Genomic DNA, 16,261 nt, shown 5'->3' with positions numbered 1-16,261 from the left:
CAAAACAAAAGTCAATTCGCGGTCAACACGACCTTGACGCTCTGCGAGCGGTCGAGCGCCAGCCGCAGCGCGTCGGGCGCGGTCGAGAGCGGCCGCTCGGCGGTGACCAGCGACAGCACATCGACGCTGCCGGATGAGATCAGTTCCACCGCATTCATGAACTCGAAGCCGAAGCGGAACGAGCCGCGCAGGTCGATCTCCTTGGCCATCACCGCATTCGACGGCGTCGGGATCTGGCCGCCCGGCAGATTGCCGATCTGCACCACGACGCCGCCGCGCCTGACGATGCCGATCGCGCTGGCAAGGCCCGCGGCGGTGCCCGAGACCTCGAAGGCGACGTCATAGGGGCGCAACGCGGCCTGCGCCTTCAGCCCTTCCTCGCCGGCCGAGACATTCTCGACATGGGAGGCGCCGAGCTTGGTCGCAAAGGTCAGCGGCGCCGGCGCGATGTCGGCGACGGTGATGTCGGCCATGCCGGCGCGGTGCGCCGCGAGCATGGTCAGGAGCCCGATCGGGCCGGCGCCGAAGATGATGCCGCGCTTGCCCTCGATCTTGCCGGCGCGCGCCACCGCGTGCAGGCACACGGCGAGCGGCTCGGCCAGCGCCGCGGCCTGGTAGGACACGTGATCGGGAATCTTCACGCACTGCGCAGGGATCGCATCGAAGTAGTTGGCGAAGCCGCCCTGCATGTGCGGCGTCTTCGAAGCCGAGCCCATGAAATAGATGTTCTCGCACAGGTTCGGCCGGCCCTCGCGGCAGGCGACGCAATGGCCGCACCAGCGCGACGGGTTGACCGCGACGCGATCGCCGACCTTCAGGTTCGCAGCCGCGCCGGATATCTCGACGACCTCGCCGGAGATCTCATGGCCCAGCACCAGCGGCGACTTCACCACGAAGTCTCCGGTGCGGGCATGACGGAAATAGTGCATGTCCGAGCCGCAGATGCCGCCGGCGCCGAAGCGGATGCGCACCATGCCGTCAGCGAGCTTGTCGAGCGGATGCTCGATCATGCGCAGGTCTTCGGGGCCGAACAGGGTCGCGGCGAGAGCAGTCGAGGTCATTTGGAGAGTCCCATGTATTTTGGCAGCCAGAGGGTCAGGTCGGGAATGAAGGTGATCGCGATCAGCGCCAGCATCAGAGGCACCAGCCAGGGCAGGATCGCCACCGTCGTACGCTCGACGGAGAGCTTGGCGACGCGGGCGAGCACGAACAGCACCATGCCGAGCGGCGGATGCAGCAGGCCGATCATCAGGTTCAGCGTCATGATCAGGCCGAAATGAATGGGGTCGATGCCGAGCTTGAGCACGATCGGGAGCAGGATCGGCACCAAAATGGTGATTGCCGCCGTGGTGTCGATGAAGCAGCCGACAAACAGGATCAGCACGTTGGCGAGCGCCAGGAACACCCATTTGTTCTGGGTGATGCTGAGCATCCAGTCCGAGAGCATCTGCGCCGCCTGCGACACCGTCAGCAGCCAGGCGAAGATCGACGCCGCCGTGACGATGAACAGCACCGAGGCCGTGGTCTCGATGGTATCGAAGGTCGCCTTGGCGACGGTCTGGAACGTCATGGTGCGGTAGCGGACGAGGCCGAGGAACAGCGACCAGATCACCGCGGCGACGGCGGCTTCCGTCGGCGTGAACCAGCCCAGCGTCATGCCGCCGATCAGGATCACCGGCGCCATCAACGCCATCACCGCCGAGAAGTCGAAATACCAGTCGATCAGGAGCAGCGTGCCGAGGCCGATGACGACGGCCATGTTGACCGAGAGGCCGGCGAGGACCATCAGCCAGATCGCCATCGGGAACGACAGCACGATCAATATCTCGAGCCCGGCCGAGCCGAGCTGCGGCCAAGAGAACGGCGTGTCGCTGCCCCATTTGTTCTTGTGCGCGAAATAGGTGACCGTCACCATCATGAACAGCGTCAGCACGACGCCGGGAATGACGCCGCCCAGGAACAGCGCGCCGATCGAGACGTTCGCCATCATGCCGTAGATCACGAACGGCAGCGACGGCGGAATGATCGGTCCGAGCGTTGCGGAGGCCGCGGTGACGCCGACCGAGAACTCGGTGGAGTAACCGTGGTCCTTCATCGCCTTGATCTCGATGGTGCCGAGGCCGGCGGCATCCGCAATCGCGGTGCCCGACATGCCGGAGAAGATCACCGAGCCGATGATGTTGACGTGGCCGAGGCCGCCGCGCATCCACCCCACCAGCGCGACGGCGAATTTGTAAATGCGCCCGGTGACGCCGGCGATGTTCATGAGATTGCCGGCCAGGATGAAGAACGGCACGGCGAGCAGCGGGAAGCTCTCGACGCCGGCGATCATGCGCTGCGCCAGCGTGACGTCGGGCGTCACGCCGCTGACCAGGATATAGAGCAGCGACGACACCGCCATGGCGATCGCCACGGGAACGCCGAGCAGCATGAGAACGAGAAAGCCTCCGAGCAACAGCAGCATGGTTTTATCCTTCCGATCCGTCGTAGGCACCGGGACGTTCGAGGACCGAGTAACCCTGCCGCCAGTTCTGGATTGCCACCTGCACGGAGCGTGCGAACATCAGCACGAACCCGAGCAGCACGGCGTAATAGACATAGTCCTTGGGAAGATTGATGGTGGTCATCTGCTCGTCGCCGATGATCCTGATGTAGACCCAGACCAGCTTGATGGCGTAGCCGAAGAAGGCGATCCGGATCAGGTCGATCGCGGTCGACAGCACGCGCCCTACGGCATGCGGCAGGTAGCGATAGACGAGGTCGACCTGGATATGCCGCGACAGCCGTACGCACATCGACGAGCCGATGAAGACCACCCCGATCAGGCAATAGGTCGCGATCTCTTCGGTCCAGGCGTAGCTGTCGTTGAGCACGTAACGGGTGAAGAACTGCAGGAAGACGGCGAGCGCCATCACCCAGAAAATCGCCAGCGCCACCCAGTCCTCGAAGGCGTAGACGCCGAGATCGACCTTCGGCGTCGCCTCCTCCTCGAAGGTGTGCGCGATCTCGTCGGCGGTGATCTGCCGGTGGATTTCGGCGGTGGACATGGGGGCTCCTCAAACTCGCTACGTCGTTCCGGGATGGTGCGTTAGCACCAGACCCGGAACCTCGAGATCCCGGGCTCGGTCTGCGGACCGCCCCGGGATGACGGCTACGTCGTCACTTCACCGCCTGGATCTTCTCCCAATCCGCCTTGCGGTAGCCGAAAGTCTCGAACGCGACGTTCTTCAGCACGGTGTCGCGGAACTCGTTCTTGTCGACCTCGGTCACGGTCAGCCCCTTGTCCTTGAAGAAGGCGACCAGCTTGGCCTCGTTCTGCTTGATCTCGCCCGTTGCCTTGGCAGCGGCCTCCTGCGCCACGTCGGTGAAGATCTTCTTGTCCTCGTCGCTGAGCTTCTTCCACAGCGCGCCGGCGATCACGGTGTTGAGGTGATCGACGATGTGGCCGGTCAGCACGATGTGCTTCTGCACCTCGTAGAACTTCTTGGCCTCGATCGTCGTCAGCGGATTTTCCTGCGCCTCGACGGTGCCGTTCTGGAGCGCGAGATAGACCTCGGCGAACGCGATCGGCGCGGTGTTGGCGCCGCAGGCCCGCGGCATCGCCAGATAGGCCGGAACGTCGGGCACGCGGATCTTCAGGCCCTTCATGTCCGCGCAGGTCTTGATCGGCTTGTTGGACGAGGTCTGGCGCACGCCGTAATAGGTCACCGCGACGATGTGGTGGCCGCTCTTGTCCTCATAGCCCTTGGCGAGCTCCTTGAAGATGTCGCTCTTGGTGTAGGCGAGCAGATGATCGGCATCGCGGAAGGTGTAGGGATAATAGGTCACGCCGATCGGCGCGAAGCTCTTGGCCGCGAAGCTCGATCCGGAGATGATGATGTCGACCGAACCGAGCGAGAGGCCCTGGTTGATGTCGGTCTCCTTGCCGAGCTGCGAGGCCGGATAGACCTCGATCTGGTAGCGCCCGTTGGTGCGCTTATTGATCTCCTGCGCGGCCCAGACCGACGCCGTGTGGAACGGCTCCGAGGGCTCGTAAACATGGGCCCATTTGAGCTTGGTCTGCGCCATGCTGGCGCTGGTCGCCGCCAACAGCGTGGCGGCGGAAATCGCTGCTGCAATCGTCATCTTCTTTAACATCGACTTTTCCTCCATCGTTCAAGTCTGCTTCTTGTTCGCCCGCCCCGGCATGGATGCGGGCCGCCCAATCTCATCGCCGCCGCGAGCTGCCGCTCTTGGCCCGTTCTTTGGCCCGCTTCTTCGGTGATCGCTTTGGTGTCGTCGGCTTCGCCAGGGGTCGCGCGGTCCGGCTTCGCCCCGAGGCCGCTGCTGCGGCGTTCTCGGCGCCAAAGTTCTGTGCAAAGCGCTCCTGGGATCGCGCCAGATGAACGCGCATGGCTTCGCGCGCCGCCTCGGGATCACGCGCCGCGATCGCGTCGCGAACGGCGCGATGCTCGTCGAGTGCCGTGCGCCACGTGCCCGGGTTCTCGAAATAATGCGCGAGCTGCGCGAAATAGGGATTGAGCCGCTGGTCGAACAGCTCGCCGACCACGCGCACCAGCACGGCGTTGCCGAGGCTTCCGGCGATGGCGACGTGGAACGCACGGTCGTGCACCATCGAGGCTTCGCCGGGATGCTCGACATTCTCCATCGCGACCAGGGAGGCGTCGATGCGGGCGACGTCACCCTTCGTCGCCACGCGCGCGGCCTGTTCGGAGATGGCGCTCTCCAGGAATTCGCGGGCGCGCAACAGCTCGAACGGGCCTTCGATGACGGCAGCTTGTGTGGGCGCGGCCACGGCGGCGGGCTCGATCACATAGATGCCGGATCCGACGCGGATGCGCAGGCGCCCTTCGACCTCGAGCGCAATCAAGGCTTCGCGCACCGTGGGCCTCGACACCTTGAGCTGTTCCGCGAGGTCGCGCTCGGTCGGCAAGCGGCTGCCGACCGCGTACTCGCCGCTGTCGATCAGGCTTCGCAATTGATCGGCGACCTGGCGATAGAGCCGTCTCGCCTCCACAGCTTCCAGCGGCACGCTGGTCCTCCCGAAAAGGTCTCGCGCGGCGCCTCCGGCGCCCGCGACCCGCCAATTTTGGAAAATTGGTCTTACCAATTGACCGGAGCATTGACCTGATACGGACGCCATGTCAAGCAGCGGCAAAGCAAGGGGAGACGTCCATGCGCCAGAGCTCGATGCGCCTTGGTCGCGCCAATCTCGACCGCCTGGCACCTGCCATCCGGCGGCCGGCCTATGACCGATCGCGCGTCACGCCCGGCATCGTGCATCTCGGGCTCGGGGCGTTTCATCGTGCCCATCAGGCCGTCGTCATCGACGATTGCCTTGCTAGGGGCAGCATGTCCTGGGGCATCATCGGCGCGAGCCTGCGCAGCCCGGATACGCGCGACGCCCTCGCCCCGCAGGACCATCTCTACACCGTCGCTGTCCGCGCCGCCGAAGGTACCGAGCACCGCGTGATCGGCGCCCTGCTCGACAGCGTCGTCGCGCGCGAGAAGCCGGCAACCCTGGTCGAGCGGATGGCCGATCCCGCCATCCGCATCGTCTCGCTCACGGTGACCGAGAAGGGCTATTGCCATACGCCGCAGACCGGCGATCTCGACGAGCGGCATCCTGATGTCGTGCACGACCTCAATAATTTCGACGCGCCGCGCTCGGCGCCGGGCTTCATCGTCGCCGCGCTGGCACGCCGGCGGGCGCAGGGTCTTTCGCCCTTCACCGTGCTGTGCTGCGACAACCTCGCCGCCAACGGCCACACCGTGCAGCGGATCGTCACGCAGTTCGCCGCGCTGCGTTCTAGGGAACTCGGCAAGTGGATCGCCGACACGGTTGCGTTCCCCTCGACTATGGTCGACCGCATCGTGCCGGAGACGACGGATGCCGACCGCGATGCGGTCGCATCCGCGCTGGGCATGCGCGACGCCTGGCCTGTCATGACCGAGCCGTTCACGCAATGGGTGGTCGAGGACCGCTTCACCGCGGGCCGGCCGGACCTTGCCGCAGCGGGTGTCGAGCTCGTCGGCGACGTCAAGCCGTTCGAGCTGATGAAGCTGCGGCTGCTCAACGCCAGCCATTCCGCGCTGGCCTATCTCGGCTATCTCTCCGGCTACGAGACCATCGCCGACACGATGCAGGATCCGCATTTTGCGCGCCTCGCCGCGCAGGTGATGGAAGAGGCCGCGGTGACGCTGACCATGCCATCAGGCACGGATCTCGCCGCCTATCGCGCCTCGCTGCTCAAGCGCTTCGCCAATCCGGCGCTGCACCATCGCACTTGGCAGATTGCCATGGACGGCTCGCAAAAGCTGCCGCAGCGGCTGCTCGGCGCGATGCAGGATCGCCTTGCCAGAGGCCTGCCCATCGCAACGCATGCGCTGGCGGTGGCCGGCTGGATCCGCTACGTCAGCGGCGTCGACGAGCAGGGACGGCCGATCGACGTGCGCGATCCATTCGCCGCCGAGTTCGCCGCGCTGGCGCGCGAGGCAGGACCCGTTGCCGAGCGCCTCGCGCCGGCACTGCTCGGGGTGGCGAAGGTGTTCGGGCCGCTCGGCGCCGAGCCGCGCCTGCGCGAGGCTGTCACCGCGGCGCTCGGCCGCCTCTATGCCGACGGCGCGCGGCGGGCCGTGGCAACGCACGTTTCAGCGTGACCACGACGCGGGCAGCATCCTGAATGCTGCACTGCGGCCAAAGTCGACGGAAAGTCGCGCTTGATTTTTGCCTGTCCTTGCCCCACCCGAGAGCGATGGGAAACGACACCAAGGTCATTGCCGCCAACGCGGCCTTTTACGCGGCATTCTCGACCGGCGACTTCGCCGGCATGGAACGGATGTGGGCGGATGACGACGGCATCTCCTGCATCCATCCCGGCTGGCCGGCCATCATCGGCCGCGCCACCGTGATCGGAAGCTGGCGCGACATCCTGCAAAACCCGCAGCGGCCGCAGATCGTCTGCGCCGAGCCGCAGGCCATCGTCGACGGCGACAGCGCCCGCGTGCTCTGCATCGAGATCGTCGACGGCACCGCGCTGGCTGCGGCGAACCATTTTCGCCGCGTCGGCGACGACTGGCGCCTGGTGCATCATCAGTCCAGTCCGATCGCACAGATTGTCGAGCAGGCCGAGGACGATAGAGCCAGTCACCGCGTCCACTGAGCACGGCGATCACGGCGCCGTGATCTACTGTGCATGGGGTTGTTTTTCAGCTTTTGTTTGGCGGGCCAAAAGTTCCGACAGATCGTCGAGCACGATATGCGCGCCGGTGAAGTCGTCGTCCCCGAAGAAGATGCTGCGGGTGATCAGAACCGGGACGCCGGCGCGCGAGGCCGCGATCAGACCGTTGGCGGAATCCTCAATCGCAACGCAATCGGATGCCTCGAGCTTCAGCCGCGCCAGAATCTCGAGATAGACGTCGGGCGCCGGCTTCTTGTGCCTGACGTCGTCGCCGGCGACGATCGCATCGAAATCCGCGGCCCAGCGTTTGCCCAGCGCCTGCGACAGCAGCGCATCGATATTGCCGTGCGATGTGGTGGTCGCAATCGCAAGCCGCTGGCCGCGCGCCTTCGCGGCCCTGAGCAAATCCGTCACGCCTGGCCGCAAGGGACAGCGGCCGGTCTCGACCAATTCGGCATAATGCGCGGTCTTGATGCGGTGAAGTTCTGCGATGTCCCCGTCCGACAAGGGCGGAGCGGTCACTAGCCTCTCGTGGTAGGCGCGCATGCGCTCCTTGCCGCCCGTCACCCGCAACAGGTCCTTGTAGACGGCGCGGTCCCACTGCCAGTCGAGACCGAGGCGGGCGAAGGCCAGATTGAAGGCCTGCCGATGCAGCTCCTCGGTTTCGGCCAAGGTGCCGTCGACGTCGAAGATCAGCGCGGCCGCGCCCCGGATCAGTTCGGCGGCGTCTGCTGGCGCCTGAACCAACGCTTCGGCCTGCATGATCGATGCCTCCCTTCCGGCGCTGCGTAAAGCGATCATCGGCCGAGCCGGAGGGCGAGACAAATCGCAATATCTTTTGCCGGACCCAAAAATCTCTTATGAGCGAACGGTGCGCGACGGCGCGAACGGGAACTTTCGACCTGCACGGGAGACGCATGCGGCTCTTCATCCTCGGCCTCGGCTACAGCGCGCGGCATTTCGTCCGCAAGCACGGCGGCAGCTTCTCGCATGTCGCCGGCACCGTGCGCGATCGCGCGCAGCGGAATGACCTTGCCGGGATCGAGGTGCATCCGTTTTCCGGCAGCCTTCCGTCGCCCGAGACGGTTGAACGGGTTCGCGACGCCGACGTCCTCCTGGTGTCGATCCCGCCCGGCAGCACCGGCGATCCCGCGATCGCGGCGTTTGGCGGCGTGCTGCAGGGAAGCCGCCGCAAGGTCGTCTATCTCTCCACCATCGGGGTGTACGGTGATCACGGCGGAGCGTGGGTCGACGAGAGCACGCCGCCGCAGGCCATCCTCGACCGCACGCGGATGCGGATCGCGGCGGAGCAAGCCTGGACGGATGCGGCGGGCGGCGATGCCGCGATCCTGCGGCTTGCGGGCATCTACGGTCCCGGCCGCAACGCGCTGGCGACACTGCGCGCGGGAACGGCGAGGCGCATCATCAAGCCGGGACAGGTGTTCAACCGCATCCACGTCGATGACATCGCGAGCGCGATCATCGCCGCTATTCATCACCAGGGCGGCGGCGTTTGGAACGTCTGCGACGATGAGCCGGCGCCGCCGCAGGACGTGATCGGCTATGCCGCGCAGCTGATGGGCGTGGCGCCGCCGCCGGAAGAAGCGTTCGCCACCGCCGAGATGTCGGCGATGGCGCGCAGCTTCTATGCCAGCAGCGCCCGCGTCTCCAACGAGAAACTGAAGCGCGAGCTCGGCGTCACGCTGGCCTGCCCCACCTATCGGCACGGCCTCGACGCTCTCTGGCGCGCAGGCGAAGGACGTTAGGGTTCCTGCCGATGCGCCCCAGACATGCCGCCCCCGCGCTTGACTTCGTCCCTGTGCGGTCATGATCTAGGCATCGAGCGAGCCACCGTACAACGAGTTCGCGTCTTGGGAGAATGCAATGAACAAGACGATCGCCATGATCGCGGCAACGATTGCTGTCGTCACGCTCGGCGCCGCGCGCGCTGCGCCGCTGCCCGAAGCCAATCCCGACGATGTCGGATTTTCGAAGCAAGGCCTTGCACGCCTCGATAATTTCTTCGCGCGCGAGATCGCGGCCAAGCGCGTTCCCGGCGCAGTGGTCGCCATCGCGCGCGACGGCAAGCTCGTCCACTACAAGGCCTATGGCCTGCTCGATCCGGCCAAGGGCACGCCGATGCCGCTCGATGCGATCTTCGCGCTGGCCTCGATGACCAAGCCGATGGCAGCGGTCGCCGGCCTGACGCTGATGGAGCAGGGACGGCTGCCGCTCCGGGCCAAGCTGTCCGAATACTACCCGGGCTTCGCCGACATGAAGGTCGGCGTGCCTCAGGCGGACGGATCACTCAAGCTCGAACCGCAGGCCTCGCCGATCTTCATCCACGATCTCTACCGGCATACGTCGGGGTTGATGTATGGCGGCCGCCCCGACTCATCGAGCCCGGTGGCGCGGCAATATCCCGATGGCATTGCGCCGGCGATCGAAGGCGACACCCAGGCTTTCATCGATCGCATCACCAAGCTGCCGCTGGCGCAGCAGCCCTCGACCGCGTTCGAATACGGCTTTTCGATCGATGTACTCGGCGCTGTCGTCGAGAAGGTGAGCGAGCAGAAGCTTGGCGACTATCTCGCTGCCAATGTCTGGCAGCCGCTCGGCATGAAGGATGCGACCTTCCATCCGACCGAGGCGCAGCGCCCGCGCCTCGCCCGCCCCTTCCCGAACGATCCGCTGACGGGCAAGCCGCAGGCCATCAAGCTCCTGGACACCCCAACCAAGTTCGATTGCGGCGGCGCCTGCTCCTTCGCGACGGTCGGCGACTACATCCGCTTCGGACAGATGTTGCTCAACGGCGGCGAGCTCGACGGCCAGCGCATCCTCGGTCCGAAGACCGTCCGTCACATGACGGCGAACCATCTCGGACCCGAGATCAAGAACAACGTCGCCAATGTCGAGCCGCATCGCGGCGGCTTCGGCTTCGGCCTTTCGCTGGCGGTCCGGACCAGCGAAGGATTGTCGTCGGTCCCCGGCAATCCGGGCGAGTTCACCTGGAACGGAGCCTACGGGACGCAGTTCTTCTGCGATCCCAAGGAGCGTCTCGTCGTCGTGGTGGGAACGGCGGCACCGGGTGAGCTCAGGAAGTATTATCGCGAGCAGGTCCAGGACATCGTCTACGGCGCGATGACGAAGTGAGACCGTCACATGAAAGAGAAAGGGCGGCCACTTGGGCCGCCCTCTTGATTGACCGTCAGCTCAACACGCCGTATTTCCTGAACCAGGCCTCTGCCTGCTTCCAGGCATCTTCCGCGGCGTCCTTGCGGTAGCTGCCGCGATAGTCGGCATGGAAGCCGTGCAGCGCTTCGGGGTAGATCTTGAAGTCGGCCGTCTTCTTGCTCTGCTCGAGCGCGGCCTTCATCTGCTCGACCTGCGCGACGGGAATGCCGGTATCGGCGCCACCATAGAGGCCGAGCACCGGCGCCTTCATCTCGGGCGCGAGCTGCAGCGGGCTCTTCGGCCATAACGGGTTGGCTGGATCGACCAAGGTCCCGTAGAAGGCAACGCCCGCCTTGAGCGCACCGCTGTGGGCGGCATACTCCCAGACCGTGCGGCCACCCCGGCAGAAGCCGATGATGCCGAGCTTCGTCGTGTCGCCGCCTTTCGATCCTGCCCAGGCGACCGTCGCGTCCAGATCCGACAACAGCTCTGCGTCCGGCTTCGCATTCACCACCGGCAGCAGCTCCTTGATATCCGTGACCTTGGTCAGGTCGATGCCCTTGCGGAAATAATAGTCGGGCGCCACTGCGAACGCGCCGAGCTTGGCAAGGCGGCGCGTCACGTCCCGGATGTATTCGTGCAGCCCAAAGATTTCCATCGCCACGATGACCACCGGCGCCTTGGCGTTGCCGGCCGGGCGGGCGAAATAGGCGGGCATTTCCTCAGAGCCGACCTTGATCTTGGCATCGCCGGCCTGGAGGCCGCTGGTATCCGTCGTGATGATGTCGGCCCGGACCGGACCGGCCGCGAGCGTGTAGCCAGCGGCGACGGCAGCGGTGGCGCTCATGAATCCGCGGCGCGAGAGCGGGGCAACTTTCGTCAGTCCAACGACGTCGGATGTCATGGTGGTTTCAAAGCTCATCGATCTTCCCATTCCTGATTCCCATGCTGATGCTCCTCGGGCGCCGCATTCGCCAGTAATTGCCGGATAAACGCAAGTCACCAGCCTGCGAGCACGCGGCTCACCACTTCATCCCTTCGTTAGCGAGCGCCGGTGTCCGCTGCCCGCCGGAGCGTGGGCCGTGTACCGGACTTAACCGCCTGGCTGCACTGCACCGCAACATCCATTAACCGAAAGGAATGGTTCTTTGCCTGCCGGCCAGGCCGCTTGGCGCTGCGCAGAATGCGCCTGAGCGCAGACCCGACAGGCTCTGCCGCAACAAATAGCAATCGCAGCGACGATGGTGACACATCATGTTGCTTACGCATCGCTCATCATCACCAAATCACGTGCGAACCGCCGTCATTTGATTGAAATTTTCGGAGGATCTTGGCCGCGCGATTTACCCGGTCTTTCTTTGTGACACCCTAGTTCCACGGCCGGAAGTTCCATCTTCGAAAACATAGAGGCTTCTTCCCGCGACGCGCGATGCTCGCCCGCAACGGACGGCGGAGCGCGAGCGGGTCTCATTCTCGTCCGCCCCGATTGCGCTACCCGAGGCCCAATTGAATAAACGTTTATGCGACCTGGAACTGAAATGAATTTGGCTCGTGAATCGATTGAACTGTTGGAGCAGGCCGCACGCATCCTGTGGTTCGAAGGCACCAAGCACGGTTTGCGCGACCGCGAATGGATGGCGCTGCGCTTCCTCTCCCGCGCCAACCGATTTTCCCGAACCCCCTCGGCGCTGGCGAGCTACGTCGGCACCACGCGCGGCACCGCCTCGTTCATCATCGGCGAGCTCGAGCGGCTCGGTTATCTCGAGCGGAAGCGCTCGGCCACGGACAAGCGTTCGGTGACGTTGAGCGTGACCCAGCAGGGCAAGAAGTTCCTGGTGCGCGATCCCGTCAACGTCCTCATCGAAGCGATTGGCGTTCTGGACGACGAGGTCAAGATCCGCTTCCGCGACACGTTCCGGCACGTGCTGGACCACTCCGATGCCGCCGAGCAGCGGCACCACACCGACGTCTGCAAGCGGTGCATCTTCCTGCGGGAGGATCGCGCCAATACCGACAGCAAGACGACGGCCGAGTTCAGCTGCCGCCTGTTTCGCGCACCGATCGCCGAAGCGGAGGTCGATCTGCTGTGCACCAGCTTCGAGCATCACCGCCAATAAAAGGCGGCTCGTTCAGGGCGTTGCCTTGCGCGACGAATAGATGACGCCGCCGCTTGATTCCACCACCAGGCGCCCGTTCTCGTTCCTGATCTCCTCGATGCGGCCAAGACCGGGCACCTGTTGTCCCAGCACGGCTTCGATGACACCGTTCGGGCCCTGCAGGATCGCAATTCCCTCATAGGCCTGGCGGACCGACCAGCCCTTGAACGCCTTGCGCGGCGCCAATGCACGCTCGGGTGCAGGCACCGATCCCGTGAATTCGGGCGCGGCGACCGCGGCCATCATCGGCCCTTGCGCTGACACCGGCTGCGTCTGCACCGTCGCCGGCGCGGGAGCTTGGGCTTGGGCTTGCACCTGAGCGAGCTTGTCGAGCTTCACCGTAGAGGACGAGCTCACCCGCTCGATCCGGTCGAGATTCTCGGCAAACCGGCCGAAGCGATCGTTCGTGACCTTGCTGGATTGATCGACCGCGGTCCGCAAGCTATCGAGGTTTTCAGACACGCCCGACACTTGCTTGCGCAGTTGCGCGACGGTCTCGCGCAGAATCCTGATCTCTGCATTGGCCGCAACGTTGTTTGGCGCGGGCTGGGTGGTGAGATAGGCGATCACGCCGGTGCAGGCGCAGACCACCAGCATGGCAGCGACCGCCAGAGTTGCGAGCGGCGCGACCCAGGTCGGACGGGGTGGCGGCGGCTTCGCCACGATCACGGCCGGCTTGATCACGACCGGCGCCGGCTTCGGGATCGCCATCTTGTCGAGGCGGGCCTTGGCACGAATCCGCTTCAAGCCGTCGAGTGCCTCCTTTGCGAGAGCCTCGTCGCTCGCCGTCGCCGATACGCGCTTTGCACTCGCGGCAGGCTTGGTCGTCCGCGCCGCGTTGTCCATTGAATCGCTCGCCTCTGGCGCTGGCTTCGCCGCCGCGGAAGCGTCCGCGGTCGCGTTGGGACGAGCTTGTCCATCGGACAACATATGAAAATGCTCCGTTCGGTTCGGTCTGTCGAGCGACGACGTTATCTGTCGAAGCTTGCCTGAAACGTGCGGGTCGAAAGCCGTTCATCGCGCGTGATGCGACGTCGCATGAGTCGATTGCGCCATACACGTGGCGATAGTGCGACTCGAAAGACACACACTCGCCAAGATTTCATCAAGCTGGAGGCGCGGCGCAGACGTGAGTCGAACTTCCGCATGCGGAAAAGCGAGTTCCAGAGTCAATCCGGGGTTGAAAACCCATCAACGTGCGTGCCTCGGAGCACCACCCGAAATAGCTGTAATTGTACGGGGATGCGGAACTATACAACCATCGCAATGCAAAACTAGTTCAGTATCAAAATCAACTGATACGTTTGGATGCATCAAGAAACAACCCGAAACAAATCAACAGCATCAAGTGCGTGTAGCAATCGCTTTCTTTCGCACGCTTGATCGGGAATCGGCAATCGCTACGGTTCTACTCAAGTGATTCTCGCCAGTTGGCGAGGAGATCGACATGGTTCAGCAGTGTTCGGACGCGATGAGCAACTTGGCGCAACTGTTCTAGGTCGTTTCTCAATCTGCTCCGCGAGGTGATCAGTAAGACACCCGCCGAGCCTCACGCAGTAAGCGTTTCAGTATCGAGTTGAAGTAACAGGCCTGCGAGACGCAGGCACTGAACGCGTAGGGCTGCCCGCGAATATCGAAACCACAACAACGGTTCGCGGGATGGAATGTCGTCAAACAGCATCGTTGCCGAGCCGGAGCATCACAACAACCAACCGGCCGCAACAAGTGCGAAACAGGGGCGAAAGACTGATGTATATTATCGTTGATGATCGTGAGAGCGTCGCGAACAGCTATGTCGGAGGGCTCGTTCGCGAAGGCGTATCGTCGATCGGGTTCTCCTCCGGAGAATTCTGGGACTGGCTGCAATCTGCGAGCGAGTCCGATCTGGCGGCGGTGGACGCTTTTCTCCTCGGCGATTGCGATGCCCGCGGAAGCCTGCCGCGGGCGATGCGCAAGCGCTCCTCGGCTCCCATCATTGCCATGAGCGGCCAGAAGATGCTCAAGAACACGCTGGAGCTGTTCGAATCGGGGGTGGACGACGTCGTGCACGTGCCGATCCATCTGCGCGAGATCCTGGCACGAACGGCCGCGATCGCGCGCCGCCGGGTGGGCGAGCTGCCGAGGCCCTGCGAGAGCAGGATCCAGGTCTTCTTCAACGGCCGTGATCCCGAAATCGCGGGCCACGCCCTCACCCTGCCCCGCCGCGAACTGCGCATTCTCGAATATATGGTGGCCAACCACGGCAAGTGGATCACCAAGACGCAGATCTTCAATGCGGTCTACGGCATCTTCGAGTCCACTTTCGACGAGAGCGTGATCGAGAGCCACGTCAGCAAGCTGCGCAAGAAGCTCCGCGACCGCCTCGGCTTCGACGCGATCGTGGCAAGGCGTTACGTCGGCTACCGCCTCAACATCCCGGCGGGCGAAACTCTCGACGAGCCGGTGCAGGAGCTCGAGGACGTCGGCATCCTCTTGAACCGGGCGCAGGCCGCCCCCGCGGCATACCCGGCCGGCAACTGACACGGCAGGACAGCGCCACGAACCGGCAACGGCCTCTGCGAAGCAGCTTCGCGGAGGCCGTTACACTTTTGGCGGCGAGCTGAGCGCACGCCTCGTGCTTCGAGACGGCGCTGACGCGCCTCCTCAGGATGAGGCTAATCGGCCGCGGTGCGCGCTGAGACTGGCGCCGCGCATTCCGTCCTCATCCTGAGGAGCCGCGTAGCGGCCTCTCGAAGGATGGCCGCAGAAATGAGCTACGGCTTCTGCTGGAATTCTTCCTTGGAGACGTAGTTGAAGTCCTCGACCAGGACGTCCTGGACAATGTCACCCTGCATCCGTTCGTTGACGCGCTGCTTGATGGCCGTCGTCAGGATGGCGAGGTCGTAACGGGCGAGCTTCCTGAAGTCGAGACGATCGTCGGCGTAGATCCTGCGGAAGGCCTCGTCGACGACGAACGGCTCCGGCGGGACGTTCAGCTGGTGCATGGTCCGCGCCTCCATGGTGTAGACGAAGCGCGCGACGATGTAGCCCTGGACATTGCCGTTCTCGACCATCGGCACGCTCAGCGCCCGCGTCTTGTGATATTGCAACCCTTCGAGATATTCGTCCTTCGCCGGCAGCAGGCTGCCCTTCTCCTTCCAATAGGCGACGGCATAGCTCGTGCCCGCCGTGAGGATGCATACCCAGAGCCCGGCCAGCACCAGCCTGATCATTTTCCGTCCTGCGCTGTGCGACCGGTATAGGTGCCGTCGGACTCGGCGTCCTTGACCGCCTTGACGATGATGCTCGCGACTTCGCGGACCGCGTCGTAGTGCATCTCCAGAATGGACCGATTCCGCTCGAGCTTCTCGCGCAGCCGCTGAATCTCCTCGGTGATCTCGACCTCGCCGCCGAGGTGCATCCGCGCGCGCATCAGGCGGACGAACTCGAGCATGCTCCGGCTCTTCCGCGCGCTGAAATCGTCGAAATCGATCTTTTGGCCGGTCGCGAGCGCTGTCGTCTCCTCCTCGACGATACCTGCGAGCCGGCGGATTGCGGCCAGCAGGCCACGCATCTCGTCCGATCTCACCCTGTCCGCGGCGTCGATCCTTGCCTCGTCACCCCCGATCGGCAGCAGCACGGGCAGCAGCGCATCGCTCGCTGCGGCTTCCGTCGTCACCATCTCGGTGTCCGCGACCGCCTGGTCCATCGCCACGGCCACCGCGCCTTCTTGTGCCTGCATTGGAAATTCACCTCTCAACTTCTGTCACC

At 64.4% G+C, this 16,261-nt stretch carries 16 protein-coding genes; 6 read left to right on the top strand and 10 right to left on the bottom strand.

Going from position 1 to position 16,261, the window contains the following annotated elements:
- Nucleotides 1-11: 11 nt before the first annotated feature.
- The 5 genes from I6F12_RS00720 to I6F12_RS00700 all read right to left on the bottom strand — a co-directional run bounded on the left by I6F12_RS00720 (nucleotide 12) and on the right by I6F12_RS00700 (nucleotide 5,032).
- Nucleotides 12-1,061 carry an L-idonate 5-dehydrogenase gene (locus I6F12_RS00720; RefSeq protein WP_225126141.1) on the bottom strand — a complete coding sequence of 350 codons (1,050 nt, stop codon included), beginning with the start codon at nucleotides 1,059-1,061 and terminating at the stop codon, nucleotides 12-14.
- A complete protein-coding gene (locus tag I6F12_RS00715; RefSeq protein WP_225126143.1) occupies nucleotides 1,058-2,464 on the bottom strand; it encodes a TRAP transporter large permease in 1,407 nt (468 codons plus the stop codon). The genes I6F12_RS00720 and I6F12_RS00715 overlap by 4 nt, the downstream gene beginning before the upstream one ends.
- 4 nt (nucleotides 2,465-2,468) lie before the next feature.
- A complete protein-coding gene (locus I6F12_RS00710; RefSeq protein WP_036007120.1) occupies nucleotides 2,469-3,047 on the bottom strand; it encodes a TRAP transporter small permease in 579 nt (192 codons plus the stop codon).
- 112 nt (nucleotides 3,048-3,159) lie between these two features.
- Nucleotides 3,160-4,137: a sialic acid TRAP transporter substrate-binding protein SiaP gene (locus tag I6F12_RS00705; RefSeq protein ID WP_036007140.1), complete on the bottom strand. Its 978-nt coding sequence runs from the start codon at nucleotides 4,135-4,137 to the stop codon at nucleotides 3,160-3,162.
- 70 nt (nucleotides 4,138-4,207) lie between these two features.
- Nucleotides 4,208-5,032: a FadR/GntR family transcriptional regulator gene (locus tag I6F12_RS00700; protein ID WP_225126145.1), complete on the bottom strand. Its 825-nt coding sequence runs from the start codon at nucleotides 5,030-5,032 to the stop codon at nucleotides 4,208-4,210.
- Nucleotides 5,033-5,175: 143 nt separating this feature from the next.
- Between I6F12_RS00700 and I6F12_RS00695 the strand changes: the two genes are divergently transcribed.
- Nucleotides 5,176-6,660 carry a mannitol dehydrogenase family protein gene (locus I6F12_RS00695; protein ID WP_225142136.1) on the top strand — a complete coding sequence of 495 codons (1,485 nt, stop codon included), beginning with the start codon at nucleotides 5,176-5,178 and terminating at the stop codon, nucleotides 6,658-6,660.
- A gap of 95 nt (nucleotides 6,661-6,755) precedes the next feature.
- The gene (locus I6F12_RS00690; RefSeq protein ID WP_036007097.1) at nucleotides 6,756-7,163 is read left to right on the top strand and encodes a nuclear transport factor 2 family protein; all 408 of its coding nucleotides are present in this window, start codon (nucleotides 6,756-6,758) and stop codon (nucleotides 7,161-7,163) included.
- A 24-nt stretch (nucleotides 7,164-7,187) separates the two neighbouring features.
- On the opposite strand, the gene I6F12_RS00685 is transcribed toward I6F12_RS00690, so the two are convergent.
- Entirely contained in the window at nucleotides 7,188-7,943 is a 756-nt protein-coding gene (locus I6F12_RS00685; RefSeq protein ID WP_225155263.1) for an HAD family hydrolase, read from the bottom strand.
- A gap of 155 nt (nucleotides 7,944-8,098) precedes the next feature.
- Here I6F12_RS00685 and I6F12_RS00680 point away from each other — a divergent pair, with 155 nt between their 5' ends.
- Nucleotides 8,099-8,947: an SDR family oxidoreductase gene (locus I6F12_RS00680; RefSeq protein WP_225155262.1), complete on the top strand. Its 849-nt coding sequence runs from the start codon at nucleotides 8,099-8,101 to the stop codon at nucleotides 8,945-8,947.
- Nucleotides 8,948-9,065: 118 nt separating this feature from the next.
- Nucleotides 9,066-10,334 (top strand): serine hydrolase domain-containing protein, encoded by a 1,269-nt coding sequence (locus I6F12_RS00675; RefSeq protein ID WP_225155261.1) that lies wholly within the window; start codon nucleotides 9,066-9,068, stop codon nucleotides 10,332-10,334.
- Between the two features lie 55 nt (nucleotides 10,335-10,389).
- Here I6F12_RS00675 and I6F12_RS00670 read toward each other — a convergent pair whose 3' ends face one another.
- Nucleotides 10,390-11,277, bottom strand: a complete 888-nt coding sequence (locus I6F12_RS00670; RefSeq protein ID WP_225155260.1) for a dienelactone hydrolase family protein — start codon at nucleotides 11,275-11,277, stop codon at nucleotides 10,390-10,392.
- A 616-nt stretch (nucleotides 11,278-11,893) separates the two neighbouring features.
- Here I6F12_RS00670 and I6F12_RS00665 point away from each other — a divergent pair.
- Complete coding sequence (locus I6F12_RS00665; RefSeq protein ID WP_036007089.1) at nucleotides 11,894-12,472, top strand: MarR family transcriptional regulator; 579 nt, start codon at nucleotides 11,894-11,896, stop codon at nucleotides 12,470-12,472.
- A 12-nt stretch (nucleotides 12,473-12,484) separates the two neighbouring features.
- Here the strand turns inward: I6F12_RS00665 and I6F12_RS00660 are convergent, their stop codons facing one another.
- Nucleotides 12,485-13,441 (bottom strand): hypothetical protein, encoded by a 957-nt coding sequence (locus I6F12_RS00660; RefSeq protein WP_036007086.1) that lies wholly within the window; start codon nucleotides 13,439-13,441, stop codon nucleotides 12,485-12,487.
- An 819-nt stretch (nucleotides 13,442-14,260) separates the two neighbouring features.
- Here I6F12_RS00660 and I6F12_RS00655 point away from each other — a divergent pair.
- Nucleotides 14,261-15,031 (top strand): response regulator transcription factor, encoded by a 771-nt coding sequence (locus I6F12_RS00655; protein ID WP_192893304.1) that lies wholly within the window; start codon nucleotides 14,261-14,263, stop codon nucleotides 15,029-15,031.
- 233 nt (nucleotides 15,032-15,264) lie between these two features.
- Here I6F12_RS00655 and I6F12_RS00650 read toward each other — a convergent pair whose 3' ends face one another.
- Together I6F12_RS00650 and I6F12_RS00645 are read right to left on the bottom strand one after the other, a co-directional pair.
- Entirely contained in the window at nucleotides 15,265-15,723 is a 459-nt protein-coding gene (locus I6F12_RS00650; RefSeq protein WP_036007081.1) for a hypothetical protein, read from the bottom strand.
- Complete coding sequence (locus I6F12_RS00645; protein WP_036007078.1) at nucleotides 15,720-16,232, bottom strand: hypothetical protein; 513 nt, start codon at nucleotides 16,230-16,232, stop codon at nucleotides 15,720-15,722. The genes I6F12_RS00650 and I6F12_RS00645 overlap by 4 nt, the downstream gene beginning before the upstream one ends.
- Between the last annotated feature and the right edge of the window lie 29 nt (nucleotides 16,233-16,261).

The sequence above is a fragment of the Bradyrhizobium sp. IC4059 genome, assembly GCF_020193615.1.
GTDB classification, from domain to species: domain Bacteria; phylum Pseudomonadota; class Alphaproteobacteria; order Rhizobiales; family Xanthobacteraceae; genus Bradyrhizobium; species Bradyrhizobium yuanmingense.
This window is presented reverse-complemented; position numbering and strand designations above follow the sequence as displayed.

Coding starts and splice junctions, on each gene's coding strand:
- I6F12_RS00705 (WP_036007140.1), bottom strand. CDS start 4,137: ATGTTAAAGAAGATGACGATTGCAGCAGCGATTTCCGCCGCCACGCTG.
- I6F12_RS00650 (WP_036007081.1), bottom strand. CDS start 15,723: ATGATCAGGCTGGTGCTGGCCGGGCTCTGGGTATGCATCCTCACGGCG.
- I6F12_RS00660 (WP_036007086.1), bottom strand. CDS start 13,441: ATGTTGTCCGATGGACAAGCTCGTCCCAACGCGACCGCGGACGCTTCC.
- I6F12_RS00645 (WP_036007078.1), bottom strand. CDS start 16,232: ATGCAGGCACAAGAAGGCGCGGTGGCCGTGGCGATGGACCAGGCGGTC.
- I6F12_RS00690 (WP_036007097.1), top strand. CDS start 6,756: ATGGGAAACGACACCAAGGTCATTGCCGCCAACGCGGCCTTTTACGCG.
- I6F12_RS00675 (WP_225155261.1), top strand. CDS start 9,066: ATGAACAAGACGATCGCCATGATCGCGGCAACGATTGCTGTCGTCACG.
- I6F12_RS00680 (WP_225155262.1), top strand. CDS start 8,099: ATGCGGCTCTTCATCCTCGGCCTCGGCTACAGCGCGCGGCATTTCGTC.
- I6F12_RS00710 (WP_036007120.1), bottom strand. CDS start 3,047: ATGTCCACCGCCGAAATCCACCGGCAGATCACCGCCGACGAGATCGCG.
- I6F12_RS00695 (WP_225142136.1), top strand. CDS start 5,176: ATGCGCCAGAGCTCGATGCGCCTTGGTCGCGCCAATCTCGACCGCCTG.
- I6F12_RS00685 (WP_225155263.1), bottom strand. CDS start 7,943: ATGCAGGCCGAAGCGTTGGTTCAGGCGCCAGCAGACGCCGCCGAACTG.
- I6F12_RS00720 (WP_225126141.1), bottom strand. CDS start 1,061: ATGACCTCGACTGCTCTCGCCGCGACCCTGTTCGGCCCCGAAGACCTG.
- I6F12_RS00665 (WP_036007089.1), top strand. CDS start 11,894: ATGAATTTGGCTCGTGAATCGATTGAACTGTTGGAGCAGGCCGCACGC.
- I6F12_RS00670 (WP_225155260.1), bottom strand. CDS start 11,277: ATGAGCTTTGAAACCACCATGACATCCGACGTCGTTGGACTGACGAAA.
- I6F12_RS00715 (WP_225126143.1), bottom strand. CDS start 2,464: ATGCTGCTGTTGCTCGGAGGCTTTCTCGTTCTCATGCTGCTCGGCGTT.
- I6F12_RS00655 (WP_192893304.1), top strand. CDS start 14,261: ATGTATATTATCGTTGATGATCGTGAGAGCGTCGCGAACAGCTATGTC.